The 14,442-nt window shown below is 50.6% G+C and carries 16 protein-coding genes; 14 read left to right on the top strand and 2 right to left on the bottom strand.

Annotated features, from left to right (window positions below):
• The first annotated feature begins 2 nt into the window (after positions 1–2).
• The 6 genes from accA (at position 3) to NX722_RS11425 (ending at position 5,862) form a co-directional block, all read left to right on the top strand.
• On the top strand, positions 3–953 hold the full coding sequence (accA, locus tag NX722_RS11450) for an acetyl-CoA carboxylase carboxyl transferase subunit alpha (RefSeq protein ID WP_262568087.1): 951 nt from the start codon (positions 3–5) through the stop codon (positions 951–953).
• The gene (tilS, locus tag NX722_RS11445) at positions 953–2,419 is read left to right on the top strand and encodes a tRNA lysidine(34) synthetase TilS (RefSeq protein ID WP_262568086.1); all 1,467 of its coding nucleotides are present in this window, start codon (positions 953–955) and stop codon (positions 2,417–2,419) included. The genes accA and tilS overlap by 1 nt, the downstream gene beginning before the upstream one ends.
• A gap of 131 nt (positions 2,420–2,550) precedes the next feature.
• Positions 2,551–4,176, top strand: coding sequence for a CTP synthase (locus tag NX722_RS11440; RefSeq protein WP_262568085.1), 1,626 nt, complete (start codon positions 2,551–2,553; stop codon positions 4,174–4,176).
• Positions 4,177–4,282: 106 nt separating this feature from the next.
• A complete protein-coding gene (kdsA, locus tag NX722_RS11435; protein ID WP_262568084.1) occupies positions 4,283–5,134 on the top strand; it encodes a 3-deoxy-8-phosphooctulonate synthase in 852 nt (283 codons plus the stop codon).
• Positions 5,135–5,272: 138 nt separating this feature from the next.
• Positions 5,273–5,512, top strand: a complete 240-nt coding sequence (locus NX722_RS11430) for a DUF433 domain-containing protein (protein ID WP_262568083.1) — start codon at positions 5,273–5,275, stop codon at positions 5,510–5,512.
• The gene (locus NX722_RS11425) at positions 5,512–5,862 is read left to right on the top strand and encodes a DUF5615 family PIN-like protein (RefSeq protein WP_262568082.1); all 351 of its coding nucleotides are present in this window, start codon (positions 5,512–5,514) and stop codon (positions 5,860–5,862) included. Before NX722_RS11430 ends, NX722_RS11425 begins: the two co-directional genes overlap by 1 nt.
• Here the strand turns inward: NX722_RS11425 and NX722_RS11420 are convergent.
• On the bottom strand, positions 5,852–6,127 hold the full coding sequence (locus NX722_RS11420; RefSeq protein ID WP_262568081.1) for a hypothetical protein: 276 nt from the start codon (positions 6,125–6,127) through the stop codon (positions 5,852–5,854). The genes NX722_RS11425 and NX722_RS11420 overlap by 11 nt on opposite strands.
• 11 nt (positions 6,128–6,138) lie before the next feature.
• The gene (locus NX722_RS11415; protein WP_262563592.1) at positions 6,139–7,131 is read right to left on the bottom strand and encodes an IS30 family transposase; all 993 of its coding nucleotides are present in this window, start codon (positions 7,129–7,131) and stop codon (positions 6,139–6,141) included.
• A 293-nt stretch (positions 7,132–7,424) separates the two neighbouring features.
• Between NX722_RS11415 and NX722_RS11410 the strand changes: the two genes are divergently transcribed.
• The 8 genes from NX722_RS11410 (at position 7,425) to NX722_RS11375 (ending at position 14,437) form a co-directional block, all read left to right on the top strand.
• Positions 7,425–8,531: a glycoside hydrolase family 18 protein gene (locus tag NX722_RS11410; RefSeq protein WP_262568080.1), complete on the top strand. Its 1,107-nt coding sequence runs from the start codon at positions 7,425–7,427 to the stop codon at positions 8,529–8,531.
• 335 nt (positions 8,532–8,866) lie between these two features.
• On the top strand, positions 8,867–10,159 hold the full coding sequence (gene eno / locus NX722_RS11405) for a phosphopyruvate hydratase (RefSeq protein ID WP_262568079.1): 1,293 nt from the start codon (positions 8,867–8,869) through the stop codon (positions 10,157–10,159).
• A 182-nt stretch (positions 10,160–10,341) separates the two neighbouring features.
• Positions 10,342–10,614 carry a septum formation initiator family protein gene (locus NX722_RS11400; protein ID WP_262568078.1) on the top strand — a complete coding sequence of 91 codons (273 nt, stop codon included), beginning with the start codon at positions 10,342–10,344 and terminating at the stop codon, positions 10,612–10,614.
• Positions 10,615–10,683: 69 nt separating this feature from the next.
• Positions 10,684–11,418, top strand: coding sequence for a 2-C-methyl-D-erythritol 4-phosphate cytidylyltransferase (gene ispD, locus NX722_RS11395; protein ID WP_262568077.1), 735 nt, complete (start codon positions 10,684–10,686; stop codon positions 11,416–11,418).
• A complete protein-coding gene (gene ispF / locus NX722_RS11390) occupies positions 11,418–11,909 on the top strand; it encodes a 2-C-methyl-D-erythritol 2,4-cyclodiphosphate synthase (RefSeq protein ID WP_322740923.1) in 492 nt (163 codons plus the stop codon). The genes ispD and ispF overlap by 1 nt, the downstream gene beginning before the upstream one ends.
• Positions 11,910–11,985: 76 nt before the next feature.
• The gene (truD, locus tag NX722_RS11385) at positions 11,986–13,047 is read left to right on the top strand and encodes a tRNA pseudouridine(13) synthase TruD (protein ID WP_262568076.1); all 1,062 of its coding nucleotides are present in this window, start codon (positions 11,986–11,988) and stop codon (positions 13,045–13,047) included.
• The gene (surE, locus tag NX722_RS11380; protein WP_262568075.1) at positions 13,025–13,768 is read left to right on the top strand and encodes a 5'/3'-nucleotidase SurE; all 744 of its coding nucleotides are present in this window, start codon (positions 13,025–13,027) and stop codon (positions 13,766–13,768) included. The genes truD and surE overlap by 23 nt, the downstream gene beginning before the upstream one ends.
• A 33-nt stretch (positions 13,769–13,801) precedes the next feature.
• Entirely contained in the window at positions 13,802–14,437 is a 636-nt protein-coding gene (locus NX722_RS11375) for a protein-L-isoaspartate(D-aspartate) O-methyltransferase (RefSeq protein ID WP_456077459.1), read from the top strand.
• Positions 14,438–14,442: the final 5 nt, after the last annotated feature.

Raw genomic sequence — 14,442 nt, 5'->3', positions numbered from 1 at the left:
TCATGAACCCGAATTATCTGGAATTTGAACAGCCGATCGCTGAATTAGAAGCGAAAATCGAAGAGCTGCGCCTGGTCAGCAGTGATGCGGAGCTGAATATTACCGAAGAAATCAGCAATCTGCAGGAGAAGTGTAATACCCTGACCCGGCAGATTTTTTCTGACCTGACCTCCTGGCAGGTAGCTCAGCTGGCGCGTCACCCCCGTCGCCCTTATACGCTGGATTATGTTAAGCATCTGTTTACCGAGTTTGATGAGCTGCACGGTGACCGGCACTTTGCTGATGATCCGTCCATTGTGGGTGGAATGGCTCGCTTTAACGGCCGCCCGGTGATGGTGATTGGTCATCAGAAGGGCAGGGAAATTGAAGAAAAGGTTCGCCGTAATTTTGGTATGCCCAAGCCTGAGGGCTATCGCAAAGCCTGCCGTCTGATGGAAATGGCAGAGCGGTTTGATATGCCGATCCTGACATTTATTGATACACCGGGTGCTTATCCGGGCATTGGTGCGGAAGAGCGTGGCCAGAGTGAAGCCATTGCCTATAATCTGGCGGTAATGTCCCGCCTGAAGGTGCCGGTTATCTCGACAGTGATTGGAGAAGGTGGTTCTGGTGGGGCGCTGGCTATTGGTGTCTGTGACTCGCTGGTGATGATGGGGTATTCCACCTATTCCGTTATTTCGCCTGAAGGTTGTGCCTCGATTCTCTGGAAAAAGGCAGAATATGCCTCTGTAGCGGCTGAAGCCATGGGCGTTACCGCAGAGCGTCTGCAAGAGCTGGGTCTGGTGGATCATCTGGTGCCTGAGCCGCTGGGTGGCGCTCATCGCAGTCAGGATGTTGCAGCAGCCAGTCTCGGCGCGGTATTGAATGTTGAGCTGGATCGCCTGTGCAAGCTGGATATCGATACCCTGCTGGATCAGCGTTACAAGCGCATCAGGGACTATGGTTCTGTTTGATGTCCCTGTCTTTTGAATCGTCTTTGGAACAGACGCTTTCGCCGTTGGTTGAAAGCGTCTGTGCTGCACTTGAACAGTTTACCGAATTTCCTTCGCCGGTTCCTTTCGTTGTGGCTCTGAGTGGTGGTGTGGACTCAACGGTTTTGCTCCATGCTCTGGTGCAGTTGCGCCATGCCGGTCTGGTTTCTTCTCTATCAGCCATCCATGTTCACCATGGGCTGAGTGTCAATGCGGACAGTTGGGCAGAATACTGCCAGAACCTTTGCCAGCAATGGCAGGTTCCGCTGGATGTCCGGCGAGTCGATGTGAATGAGGCGCTGGGCGATGGCATCGAGCAGGCTGCCCGATCCATGCGCTATCAGGTGTTTGAGCAACTGCTGCCCGAACAGGGCTGCCTGTTGCAGGGACATCATCAGGATGATCAGGCGGAGACACTGCTGTTCAGGTTGTTTCGTGGTTCCGGGTTGGACGGGCTGGCAGGGATTCCTGCGCAGCGGTCTCTGGGGCAGAGAGTGCAGAGAGGGCAGAGAGGACAGAGAGGACGTAGGCAGGTGGTCAGGCCGCTGTTATCCGTGTCCAGGGCATCTATTGAAGCTTATGCGAAAGATCATCAACTCCAGCCTGTCGAAGATGAATCAAACACGGATCAGCGATTTGCCCGCAACTATCTGCGACAGAACCTGATTCCACAAATTGAGCAGCGCTGGCCGGGTGTCTCTGAACGTCTGGCTGTTCTGTCCGGCGAAGTGGTGGAGAGTCAGCAATGGCTGCAACAGGCTGTGGAAGAAGCGGCTGATGCGGTGCTGACAGTGGCTCCGGATTACTGGAATGCCGGACAGGTCGTTAACATCGGATCATTGATGAAGCTTTCGGAGTCAATGGCATTTCGGGTGGTACGCTACTGGCTGAAACAGAAAGGCTTGTTGATGCCGGACCGGTCGGTGCTGAAGACCCTGTTTGCCGAGGTCATTCACAGCCGGGAAGATGCAGACCCCGTTTTGCAGTTGGGTGACCATGAGGTTCGGCGCTTTGATGGCCTGCTGGTGCTGGTGCCGGTGCTGGAACCTTTTTCAGAAAAAGTCATTGGTTGGGACTGTGTAGCCCGGTCAGAATTGCATGTCCCTGCCTCAGGCTGGCTGACTCTGGGCGACGACAGTGCCAGACAGTTAAAAGCGGTGTCGGTCTGTTTTCGTCACAACCTGCCCGGTTCTGAAAAAGTTCGGATCGCAGGGCGGCAGGGCAGTAAATCGGTTAAGCGCTGGCTGCAGGAGTACCGGGTTCCGCCCTGGCTGCGAGACCGGGTGCCGTTTCTTTTTTACAACGGACAGATGTTGTGTGCTGCAGGACTATGGGTGTGCGACCTGTTGGAAAAAAAGCCAGGGAAAAAGAGGCAGGATGAGGCGGGAGAACCGTTAAGCAATATTGGCATAAAGGTAAGGGCTGACTGGCGATTTGATCCCTATTAAAGTCAGTAATGACCGAATTTTGAGCGAAAAAACAGATATTCCTGTTTTACGTGTTACGACACTTTTGGTATCCTGATCTCCCATCTTGAGTATTCTTTTTTTCCCGCTTTTTTAAGAGTCTGCATAAACTAATGACGCGTTATATTTTCGTCACAGGTGGTGTTGTTTCCTCATTGGGTAAAGGCATTGCCTCCGCATCTCTGGCCGCCATTCTTGAGGCTCGAGGCCTGAAGGTGACGATGCTCAAGCTGGATCCTTACATCAACGTCGATCCCGGCACGATGAGCCCGTTCCAGCACGGTGAAGTATTCGTTACTGAAGATGGTGCTGAAACTGACCTGGACCTGGGTCACTACGAGCGCTTTGTTCGTACCACCATGAAACAGGGTAACAACTTTACCACGGGTCGTATCTATCAGGACGTTCTGCGTAAAGAGCGTCGTGGTGACTATCTGGGTGGCACCGTTCAGGTGATCCCGCACATTACCGACGAGATCAAGCGCCGTGTCGTACAGGGTGCCGGTGATGCTGATATCGCCATGGTCGAGGTCGGTGGTACAGTGGGTGATATCGAATCCCAGCCGTTTTTGGAAGCAATCCGTCAGCTGAAGGTTGAGCTGGGTTCCCAGCGTGCAATGTTGATGCACCTGACCCTGGTGCCTTACATCAAGACCGCTGGTGAAACCAAAACCAAGCCGACGCAGCACTCGGTTAAAGAGCTGCGTTCTATCGGTCTGCAGCCAGATATTCTGGTCTGCCGCAGCGAACAGTTTATTGAAGCGTCTGCCCGACGTAAGATCTCCCTGTTTACCAACGTGGAAGAGCGTGCGGTTATCTCTCTGGAAGACGCTGAAACCATCTATCGTATTCCGGAAATGCTGCATGAGCAGGACCTGGATCAGATCGTGGTTGACCAGTTCCGTCTGGACTGCCCGGCTGCTGACCTGTCTGAGTGGCAGGATGTGGTGGATCGTGACCTGAACCATGAACATGAAGTCACCATTGCCATGGTCGGTAAATACATGGAACTGCTGGACGCCTACAAGTCCCTGATTGAAGCGGTTCGTCATGCCGGTCTGAAAACCCGCACCAAGGTGAATATCCGCTACATCGATTCGGAAGTACTGGAGCAGGAAGGCCTGAGCCGTCTGGAAGGCGTCAGCGCGATTCTGGTACCGGGTGGTTTTGGTCATCGTGGTGTTGAAGGTAAAATCGAAGCCGTTCGTCATGCCCGTGAAAACAATATCCCATTCCTGGGTATCTGTCTGGGTATGCAGGTGGCCGTGATTGAATACGCCCGTAATGTGGCAGGTCTGAAAGGTGCGAACAGTACCGAGTTTGACAGCAAGGCTGAACACCCTGTGGTGGGTCTGATCACCGAATGGCTGGACTCTGAAGGTCAGGTTGAGACACGTACAGAGCAGTCTGACCTGGGTGGCACCATGCGTCTGGGTGCTCAGGACTGTAACCTGACCGCAGGTACTCACGCCCATACTGCTTATGGTGCGGATCGTATCACTGAACGTCATCGTCACCGTTATGAAGTGAACAACCATTATGTAGGACAGCTGGAAAAGGCTGGTCTGGTCATTGCGGGTCGTTCTATTGATAATACGCTGGTTGAAATGGTTGAAGCGCCGAATCATCCGTGGTTTGTTGCCTGCCAGTTCCATCCGGAATTTACTTCCACGCCGCGCTACGGTCATGGCCTGTTTACTGCCTTCATTGACGCTGCGCTGAAGCATCAGGATCAGTGATCTGACCCTTGTGGTGTAAATCGCTAGTGCTATAGAATGCCGCCGACTCTGATTTCAGACGGCGGCATTCTTTTTTGTAGAAAAGGTTTGTAGTAAAGGATTGTATATGCAACAGAAGACCATAAACGTTGGTGACCTGCAGGTAGCTAACGATAAGCCCTTTGTTCTGTTCGGTGGTATGAATGTGCTGGAGTCCCGTGACCTGGCTATGACTATTGCCGAGCATTATGTGAAGGTGACTGAAAAGCTGGGTATTCCCTATATCTTCAAAGCGTCTTTTGACAAGGCAAACCGTTCTTCTGTCCATTCCTATCGTGGGCCGGGTATGGAAGAAGGCCTGAAAATCTTTCAGGAGCTGAAAGAGACCTTTGGACTGCCCATCATTACCGACGTGCATACAGAAGAGCAGTGTCAGCCGGTGGCAGAGGTGGTCGATGTGATCCAGTTGCCTGCTTTTCTGGCGCGCCAGACCGACCTAGTGGTAGCAATGGCGAAAACCGGTGCGGTGATCAACGTCAAGAAGCCCCAGTTTATGAGTCCGGGGCAGATGGGCAATATTGGCGAAAAATTCGCTGAAGCGGGTAATGAAAATGTGATTCTGTGTGAGCGTGGCACCTGCTTTGGTTACGACAACCTGGTAGTCGATATGCTGGGCTTCAGAACCATGAAAGAGGTCAGCAACGGTCTGCCGGTCATTTTTGACGCCACTCATGCGCTGCAGTGCCGTGATCCTATGGGGGCTGCGTCGGGTGGTCGTCGTCATCAGGTGACAGAACTCTCTCTGGCGGGCATGGCAACACGTCTGGCGGGTCTGTTTATTGAAGCGCACCCTGATCCGGATAATGCCCGTTGCGACGGACCTTCCGCGCTGCGCCTGTCACAGCTGGAAGGCTTCCTGACTCAGATCAAGGCGATTGACGATACGGTGAAGTCTTTCCCTGAGCTGGATACTCATTAATAGTCGTTTAATAGTGGAAACGGCAGGCAGCTATCGTCAGCTGCCTGTCCGTTGCATCCACCACTCTGGCAGGCGTCAGGCAATCATTAGGTTTCGGTGCAAAATCAGAGAGATTACTCTAGACTCTGCGGAGGCAACATGGAGAACGTATTAATGGAATCTGCAGACTATAGGCTTTATATAGAAATTGACCCTGGTAAACGGTTCGGAAAGCCTTGTATTAAAGGCACGAGAATTGCTGTTGCCGATGTTCTTGAAATGCTGGCCTCGGGCATGAGTGAAAAGGAAATTTTGCAAGACCACCCTAATTTGAGCAAAGAGCAAATCAGGGCTGCGTTGTTATATGCCTCTGACTCCCTTGGCAAAGGTGCCGCCTGATGCTTCTGCTTGATGAAAATCTTTCACCAAGATTAGTGGCGAGACTTGAAGAGGTTTTTCCGGGAATTTTGCACGTTCTGCATGCAGGACTTGATAACTCACCTGATATTGAGATTTGGCATTATGCCAAAGAAAATCAACTCACTATTGTCAGTAAAGACAAAGATTTCATAGAGTTTTCACAACAACACGGCTTTCCACCAAAGCTTATTCGGGTAAGCGTAGGAAATGTCAGAATTGCACAGCTAGAAAAGCTACTGCTCAATCAGAGAGCAAAGATATTGGAGTTTATCAAATATTCTGATTCTGGGTATTTGACCATAAGCAGCACTGAAAAATTCATAACTTGAGCCTCCCGCCCAGCCAGATTGTTCCTACACAGGCCGACGAGGGTGAATACCGGTAGGTGCCAGGCTTAGTGCTGACAATAGAAACCAGCGCCCTGTTTTCTGTCGTTGAAGGCGACGGGGGTAGTTCATTTCCGGATGAACTACTGAACGCATACAGTGCTGACAGCATGACAGTCAGAAGACTACCGGCAGCTATCCATTTGTGCCTGTTTTTCTGACAGCTCATTTTCTGATCAATAGTTTTCTGATGAATCGCGTCAGGCATACTTCCTGAATTCAAGTCATAAGTGCATAACCCATGACTTTTCTTGCATCTATTCCAGTTGACTCTTTAAATGCCTCATAAGGAGTCTTGTAGCCCAGGCACTTTCTTGGCCTGTTGTTCAGCTTATCCACTGCAATGATGACATCTTTTTCTGTCACGCCATTAAGCTCCATCGACTTGGGGAAATACTGCCTTAGCAAACCATTAGCATTCTCATTCTGGCCTCTTTCCCAAGAATGGTAGGGGGCAGCAAAGTAGCTGTCACATTTTAAAGCTTTGGCAATTGATTCATGCTGAACAAACTCCTTTCCATTGTCGTATGTTATTGTCTTTACAAACCTTTTCAGAGGCTTGAGTACGTCAATTATTCCCTGTTTAACCGCTTTTGCCTTCTTGCCTGGTAGAGGGACAGCAAGGCGAAGCTTGGTTTTTCGTTCATCTAATGTAGCGATGGCTCCTTTATGATTTTTACCTATTACAGTATCAGCTTCCCAGTCACCAACTCGCTCTCTGTTGTTGACCACTTCGGGGCGTTCTTCAATGCCAACCCGATTTGGTATACCGGTTCGGTTATGAGCTGAACCGTATCGCTTTCGATAAGTTTTTTTCTGGTGCCTCAAGTGCTTATAGAGCGAGCCTCCGCGCCGTTTATCATCCGCTACAAATTGATAAATCGTCTCATGATGCAGCTTGATTACACCGTCCTTTTCAAGCCTTCCAGCCACTTGTTCAGGACTCCAATCTGAACGGATATCGTTTGAAATACGTTGTTTAATGTCGTCTGTCAGCTTAATAGCTTTTGGCTTATCTTTGTGCCGCTGCCGAGCTGTGCGATTAGCCTGTTGGTGCCTGTACCCTCTTTGCCCTTTATTGCGGTTTACTTCTCGCGACACGGTAGGCTGTGAACGGCCAAGCTTTTTAGCAATTTTGTTTTGTGAAGTCCCATTTTTGAGTTCAGTTTCGATATAATATCTCTCTTCAGAGCTCAGGTGTGTATAGGCCATCCTTGGCTTCCTCTGTATGGTTTGGTTGCTTTACAGAATACCCCTGAGTTCTGATTCACTTCAAAGGTTCTGAAACAATCCTCTGGTTACAGAGGTTATGCACTTATGATACGAATTCAGGCTTTTCCAATCTCACCATTGGTTAACAATGCGGATAGATTAAAGGGAGGGAGGTGAAGGGAAGGTAACGGCGCATTAAGTTATTCTCAGGTATTGATGATTTTTTCCCTTGTGCCAGTTTGAAAGCTAGACTTGCTGATTGTGTATTAACTGTCTTAAGTCAGTAAGTTGCTATGAACATACCTCGTTTTCTCGCAGTTTCCAGTGTTTGTGGTTTTGTAGGACTCCCTTCTATTTCTTCTGCACTTGGCGATGAAGTCATTTTTTCTCCTTACAAAGACATCAGTATTAACATGGACTGGAATACCTATGTTATTAGTACAAAAGTACATGGACAAAGCCAGCCCGTGCCATTGTTACCTTATAAGGACTGTGAATTGCAGGAACCTTCCTTTTCGACCGATCTGGCGGATTCGCCATCGCAACTCTTGCCGGGCAATAAACTGGTCACATGGGCTTTTGCTACCGGTGAGTGTGGGAACGAAACCTGGGGAGGTGTGGACGCACAACAACTTGCAGATGCCAATATAAAGCGGTTTGTACAAAATGGTATTAAGTATGTGATCTCTACCGGGGGGGCCAATGCCACCTTTACCTGCTCTTCTGAGGCGGGAATGAAGGCGTTTGTTGATCGTTATAATTCGACTAGTTTTGCCGGGCTGGATTTTGATATCGAATCTGGCAGCGAGGAAGCGATTTACAATTTAATGCAGTTTGCGGCTGCGGCTCAGAAAGATTATAAAAAAAGGGGGATGCAGCTGCCAGTCAGTCTGACAATTTCAGCGCGAGGGGGGCCAGATCCCCGGGTCGATCCACTTACACTTTATGGGAAGTGGACGCTGGATGCTGCAAGAAAGAGCGGACTGGAGTATACCGTGAACTTAATGGTAATGGATTATGGTTCAAGCGATTGTACCCATGACTCGGAGGGACGTTGTGATATGGCGAAGTCTGCCATTAATGCTGCAAAGAGTTTGAACCATGTTCATGGTGTACCGTTTAGGGATATAGCATTGACCCCTATGATAGGCGTTAATGATCAGGTAGATGAAGTTACAATGGTGGCTGATATCACAAAAATGGTTTCCGATGGAAGGGAGTTGAAGTTAGGAGGGTATCATTACTGGTCTTTTGACCGGGACACCCCGTGTTCGACCCCTACAAGTTATGCATCCCCTGTTTGCAGTAGTGTGACACAAGAGCCTCTGGACTTTGATCAGGCCTTTCTTGATGCCTTAATGGCACCCCGCATAACACAAGATGTTAAAGATGAGTTTTAACTGGCCGGGTGTGCTGTTTATTAGGGTGTAATTCATTCTTTTGTGTTAATTCGTGTGCTCATAAGGGTGTTTTCGGGCCCTGCGATGTCCGACTTTGCAATAGTTGATAACCGCCTGAGAGTTGGTATAGTTGCGTCGTCAAATGGGTGATGCAACCTGATTCCGGGCTTGCGGCCACGCAACTGCGCTTTTGACCTGCGTCAATGGTTTGCGTGATGTGGCGAAATATCCATTACTGGTTCGGTACTTCCGCTCAGGGAATTCGATAGTATTCCCGGCTTTATTAAGTTCCCCTTACGTTTCTCTTCAATGAGAAGATGCTGAGAGTAAATACCATGTCTAAGATTGTTGAAATCAAAGGTCGCGAGATCATGGACTCCCGTGGTAACCCAACTGTAGAAGTTGACGTTATCCTGGAATCCGGTGCTATGGGTCGTGCGGCTGCTCCTTCCGGTGCTTCCACTGGTTCCCGCGAAGCTCTGGAACTGCGTGACGGCGACAAGTCCCGTTACCTGGGCAAAGGCGTTCTGAAAGCTGTTGCCAACGTAAACGGCAAGATCCGCGAAGCTCTGCTGGGCCGTGACGCTCAGGACCAGAAAGGTCTGGATCTGGCGATGATCGAGCTGGACGGTACTGAAAACAAGGAAGTACTGGGTGCGAACGCTATTCTGGCGGTTTCCCTGGCGGCTGCTAAAGCGGCTGCAACCGACAAGAACATCCCACTGTACGAGCACATTGCTGACCTGAACGGCACTGCTGGTCAGTTCACCATGCCTGTTCCAATGATGAACATCCTGAACGGTGGTGAGCACGCTGACAACAACGTAGACATTCAGGAATTCATGATTCAGCCTGTTTCTGCCAAGACTTTCTCCGAAGGTCTGCGCATGGGTGCTGAAGTATTCCACGCCCTGAAGAAAGTACTGTCTGCTAAAGGCCTGAACACTGCAGTAGGCGACGAAGGTGGTTTCGCTCCAAACCTGGCTTCCAACGCTGACGCTCTGGCAGTTATCAAGGAAGCGGTTGAAGCGGCTGGCTACAAGCTGGGCTCTGACATCACTCTGGCTATGGACTGTGCGGCTTCCGAATTCTACGTTGACGGTCAGTACAACATGAAGGGTGAAGGCAAGATCTTCTCCTCCAACGAATTCTCTGACTACCTGGCCAAGCTGTGTGAAGAGTACCCAATCATCTCTATCGAAGATGGTCTGGACGAATCTGACTGGGACGGCTTCAAGTACCAGACAGACATCCTGGGTGACAAGATCCAGATCGTTGGCGACGACCTGTTCGTAACCAACACCAAGATCCTGAAAGAAGGTATCGACAAGGGTATTGCTAACTCCATCCTGATCAAGTTCAACCAGATCGGTTCCCTGACCGAAACTCTGGAAGCGATCAAGATGGCTAAGGACGCTGGTTACACTGCCGTTATCTCTCACCGTTCCGGTGAAACTGAAGACGCTACCATCGCTGACCTGGCGGTTGGTACTGCGGCTGGCCAGATCAAGACCGGCTCCCTGTGCCGTTCTGACCGTGTATCCAAGTACAACCAGCTGCTGCGCATCGAAGAAGCTCTGGGTGAAAAGGCGCCTTACCGCGGCCTGGCTGAATTCAAGCGTGCATAATCTGGCTGCTTGAATCACCTTGTGATTCCGGGTTAACCCCATAAAAAGGGAGGCAATATGCCTCCCTTTTTGCTTATGTTTTTTCTATTTAAGTTTTCCCTTTAAGTTTTCCCTGCAATACTGGCTTTTATCATGCCCTGGTGGTTTGTTAAACTGACAGGCTGCATATCAGGGAATTTTACATGCACAAGCTGGTCATTTCGGTTCTAACCATCACATTTATTTTTTTGCAATCTCAGCTCTGGTTTGGCGAAGGCAGTATCAGTGAGCTGCTTTATACCCGCGAACAGATTGAGCGCCAGCAGAATGAAAATGAGCGCCTTTATCGGCGTAATCGTTCACTGGCTGCGGAAGTGGTTGAACTGCAAAATGGGCTGGAAATCGTTGAAGAACAGGCCCGGCTCGATCTGGGTATGGTTCGCAAGGACGAAACCTTCTACCTTATCTATGATTAACTTCCCGTGCTGCCATGCAGCCATCAGTCGTCTGGCGGATTATCCGGTGGATTAATAGTGAGTACCGCAATGACTCGTTCTCGTGAAACGCTTCGTGATAAGTACTGGGCTGTCGTGCCTGCAGCAGGCGTAGGGCGCCGCATGAATGCAGATATACCTAAACAGTATCTTGAAATTCAGGGCAAAACCCTGATGGAACATACCCTGCAGCGGTTGCTGGACTTTCCGTTACTGGAAAAGCTGGTCGTGGTGTTAGGGGCTGATGATGAATATTATCCGGAAGTGGCACTGCTGCGAGACCCTCGTATCATTCTGGCAAAAGGGGGCAAAGAGCGTTATCACTCGGTTGTGAACGGATTGGCCGTACTGGATGAGCTGGCTGAAGACACAGACTGGGTTCTGGTTCACGATGTTGCACGTCCGTGTATTCGCCAGTCTGATCTGGACTGGCTGGTGAAATCCCTTGAAAACGACCCCATTGGTGGTTTGCTGGGGATGCCGGTCAGGGATACCATGAAGCGTTCCAACAAAGATGGCGTTACCACTGAAACGGTGGATCGTGAGAACCTCTGGCATGCTCTGACCCCTCAGATGTTCCGCCTGAAACCCCTGATTGACGGGCTGAGCAAGGCCATGGAAGCAGGCGTGAACATTACGGATGAAGCCAGCGCTATGGAATTTGCCGGTCATAAGCCGCGTATAGTTGAAGGTCATGGCGACAATATTAAAGTCACCAGAGCTTCAGATCTGGCACTGGCCTCATTGTATCTGCAACAACAAGCGAAATTGATAGAGACAGTCTGATGCGAATAGGACACGGTTTTGACGTCCACCGTTTTGCCGAACCCGGCGACGGTGATCATATAATTCTGGGCGGTGTCAAAATTTCCAGCCCCCAACGCCTGCTGGCTCACTCTGACGGGGATGTGCTGCTGCATGCCGTATCCGACGCCCTTTTGGGCGCGGCTGCCCTGGGTGATATCGGTCAGCATTTTCCGGATACCGACCCTCGCTATAAAGGCATCGACAGTCGTAAGTTATTGCGTCATGTGGTCAGCCTGCTGGCAGAGAAAGGGTTTTCGGTCGTTAATATGGATGCCACCATTGTGGCTCAGGCGCCGAAAATGGCTCCGCATATTGAAACCATGTGCCGCCATCTGGCTGAAGATATGAGCGTTGAACGAGACTGTGTCAACGTGAAGGCGACCACTACCGAAAAACTGGGTTATACCGGACGTAAGGAAGGTATAGCTGTCCATGCTGTTGTTTTGATAAGCCCACGTTCTGTTGAATGAAACGCTGCCTGAAACAACACAGCGGCTAATTGAAGTGTCTATTTCAAGTGTCTATTTCAAGTTCAAGTGAATATGTATGAGTGATCTTTCCTATCCCATGGACTGGGCGTATGCATGGGGTGACCCTGCAGGCAAGGCGCTGTTTAAAGAACAGCCTGAAGATTTTATTGTTGAGGAACTGCTGCCTTTTGAGCCGGACGGCGAAGGGGAGCATGTTCTGCTTTATGTTGAAAAACAGGGTGAAAATACGGACTGGGTGGCAGGAAGGCTTGCCAGGTTCGCCAGAGTTAAACGACTCTCGGTCAGCTATGCCGGGCGCAAGGATCGCCACGGAATTACCCGACAGTGGTTTAGTGTCTGGATGCCGGGCATGGAAGAACCTCGCTGGAGTGATTTTCAGGAAGATAATATCCGTATCCTGCAGGTCAGCCGACATCGGCGTAAATTAAAAACCGGTGCGTTGAAAGGCAACCGGTTTATCATCACCCTGAAAAATGTTGATGCTGACCGCGAACAGCTTGATACATTGCTCGATCTTGTTTCTGTCAAGGGCGTTCCCAGCTATTTTGGTGAACAGCGCTTCGGACGACGGGGTGAAAATCTGGAACGGGCCATCAAAATGTTTGCCGGTGAATTTCGGGCTCACAAGAATAAACGCTCAATGTACCTGTCTGCCGCGCGTTCCTGGCTGTTTAACCGCATTGTTTCTGAACGAGTCAACCAGAACAACTGGCTCGATTATATAGCGGGCGACGTACCCGGATTTCAGGACAGTGGCAGCCTGATACTCAGGGATCATAATGATGAACTGATGGCGAGAATACATCGTGGTGAGGTGATGCTGACGGCACCGCTCTGGGGAGAAGGTGAACTTCTGTCTGAAGCTGACTGCAAGGCTCTGGAGCTGGCAACGCTGGAGCCGTATCCGGCTCTGAAGTCAGGGCTGGAAGATGCCCGGATGAAGCAGGAGCGGCGTGCTATACGACTTATTCCTGATCAAATGCAGTGGCAGTGGAATGATGACCTGACCCTGCAGGTCAGCTTTGCGTTACCCAAAGGGTGCTTTGCCACTTCGATACTGCGAGAACTTCTGCTGTGTGAAGAGAGGGATCGGTTTGAACCTGCTGTTGTGCAATGACGATGGTGTGACTGCCCGGGGGTTGGCTGCCCTTTACCAGAGTCTGAAAGGGCTGGGTCATTGCTCGGTGTACGCCCCTGACCGTAACTGCACTGCTGCCAGCAGTGCCTTGACTCTGAACCGTCCACTGCGCCCCAGCCTTCAGGGCAATGGTTTTTATGCCATTGATGGTACTCCGGTTGATTGTGTGCATCTTGCTGTGAGCGTGCTGCTTGAAACTGCGCCGGATATTGTGGTTTCCGGTATCAATCACGGTGCTAACCTGGGAGACGATGTACTCTATTCAGGTACGGTGGCAGCGGCTCTGGAAGGGCGCTTTATGCGTAAACCGGCGATTGCTGTATCACTGTGCGGTGACAGCGATGAAGGGTTTACCGCAGCAGGGCGTGTCGTCTTTGAGCTGATTCAGAAACTGGACCAGTTAACCCTGCCGCCCGGGTCAGTTCTGAATGTTAATGTACCAAACCTCCCTTATGACGATATAAAGGGAATGAAGGTCACCCGACTGGGGCATCGTGAGCGACCCGATGCGCCGTTAAAAGTGGTTGACCCCCGTGGACGGGAAGCCTGGTGGATTACATCGGTGGGTAAAGAGCAGGATGCCGGAGACGGCACTGATTTTCATGCCATTGCCGCCGGCTATGTGTCAGTGACGCCACTGCAGTATGACCAGACGGATCACGGAACATTGACTCAGGTACAGCACTGGTTGGGAGGCTGAAGGATGAGGGATGCAGAACTGAAGGGAATAGGAATGACATCCCGTCGAACCCGTGACCGGTTGATAAATCGTCTGGCGGAGCAGGGGATTGTTTCAACGGATGTTCTGGAAGTCATGCGGGAAGTTCCCCGTCATATTTTTGTTGACGAGGCACTGGCGCAGCGGGCGTATGAAGATACCGCCCTGCCTATAGGCCATAATCAGACGATATCTCAGCCCTATATTGTTGCCCGTATGACGGAAGCACTTATGGCAGGGGGAGCGTTGAATAAGGTGCTGGAAGTAGGGACGGGTTCCGGCTACCAGACTGCAGTACTGGCTCATCTGGTGAAGCAGGTCTACTCCGTGGAACGAATACAGCTATTACAGGAAAAAGCGCGCAGTCGGCTGCGGCGGTTATCGCTGTTCAATGCGCACCTGAAGTTGAGTGATGGCACCATGGGCTGGCAAGGTCTGGCACCTTTTGATGGGATTATGGTAACGGCTGCTCCGGGCAAGGTACCCTTAGAGCTGCTGGAACAGTTGTCTGAAAAGGGTGGACGCCTGGTGATTCCAGTGGGTGATTTTCATCAGGAACTGCTGTTGGTGGTACGCCATGGGCAGGAGTTTCATCAGGAAGTGCTGGAACTCGTGCGGTTTGTTCCCATGCTGAGCGGTGTTATACGGTAGGGATT

The sequence above is a fragment of the Endozoicomonas gorgoniicola genome, assembly GCF_025562715.2.
Taxonomy (GTDB): Bacteria; Pseudomonadota; Gammaproteobacteria; order Pseudomonadales; family Endozoicomonadaceae; genus Endozoicomonas_A; species Endozoicomonas_A gorgoniicola.
The sequence above is the reverse complement of the archived record's forward strand: the minus strand, read 5'-3'. Positions and strand labels throughout refer to the sequence as shown.

Coding starts and splice junctions, on each gene's coding strand:
- NX722_RS11375 (WP_456077459.1), top strand. CDS start 13,802: ATGACATCCCGTCGAACCCGTGACCGGTTGATAAATCGTCTGGCGGAG.
- NX722_RS11400 (WP_262568078.1), top strand. CDS start 10,342: ATGCACAAGCTGGTCATTTCGGTTCTAACCATCACATTTATTTTTTTG.
- ispF (WP_322740923.1), top strand. CDS start 11,418: ATGCGAATAGGACACGGTTTTGACGTCCACCGTTTTGCCGAACCCGGC.
- NX722_RS11420 (WP_262568081.1), bottom strand. CDS start 6,127: ATGCCTGACGCGATTCATCAGAAAACTATTGATCAGAAAATGAGCTGT.
- NX722_RS11425 (WP_262568082.1), top strand. CDS start 5,512: ATGCTTCTGCTTGATGAAAATCTTTCACCAAGATTAGTGGCGAGACTT.
- kdsA (WP_262568084.1), top strand. CDS start 4,283: ATGCAACAGAAGACCATAAACGTTGGTGACCTGCAGGTAGCTAACGAT.
- ispD (WP_262568077.1), top strand. CDS start 10,684: ATGACTCGTTCTCGTGAAACGCTTCGTGATAAGTACTGGGCTGTCGTG.
- NX722_RS11430 (WP_262568083.1), top strand. CDS start 5,273: ATGGAGAACGTATTAATGGAATCTGCAGACTATAGGCTTTATATAGAA.
- tilS (WP_262568086.1), top strand. CDS start 953: ATGTCCCTGTCTTTTGAATCGTCTTTGGAACAGACGCTTTCGCCGTTG.
- eno (WP_262568079.1), top strand. CDS start 8,867: ATGTCTAAGATTGTTGAAATCAAAGGTCGCGAGATCATGGACTCCCGT.
- NX722_RS11440 (WP_262568085.1), top strand. CDS start 2,551: ATGACGCGTTATATTTTCGTCACAGGTGGTGTTGTTTCCTCATTGGGT.
- NX722_RS11410 (WP_262568080.1), top strand. CDS start 7,425: ATGAACATACCTCGTTTTCTCGCAGTTTCCAGTGTTTGTGGTTTTGTA.
- accA (WP_262568087.1), top strand. CDS start 3: ATGAACCCGAATTATCTGGAATTTGAACAGCCGATCGCTGAATTAGAA.
- truD (WP_262568076.1), top strand. CDS start 11,986: ATGAGTGATCTTTCCTATCCCATGGACTGGGCGTATGCATGGGGTGAC.
- NX722_RS11415 (WP_262563592.1), bottom strand. CDS start 7,131: ATGGCCTATACACACCTGAGCTCTGAAGAGAGATATTATATCGAAACT.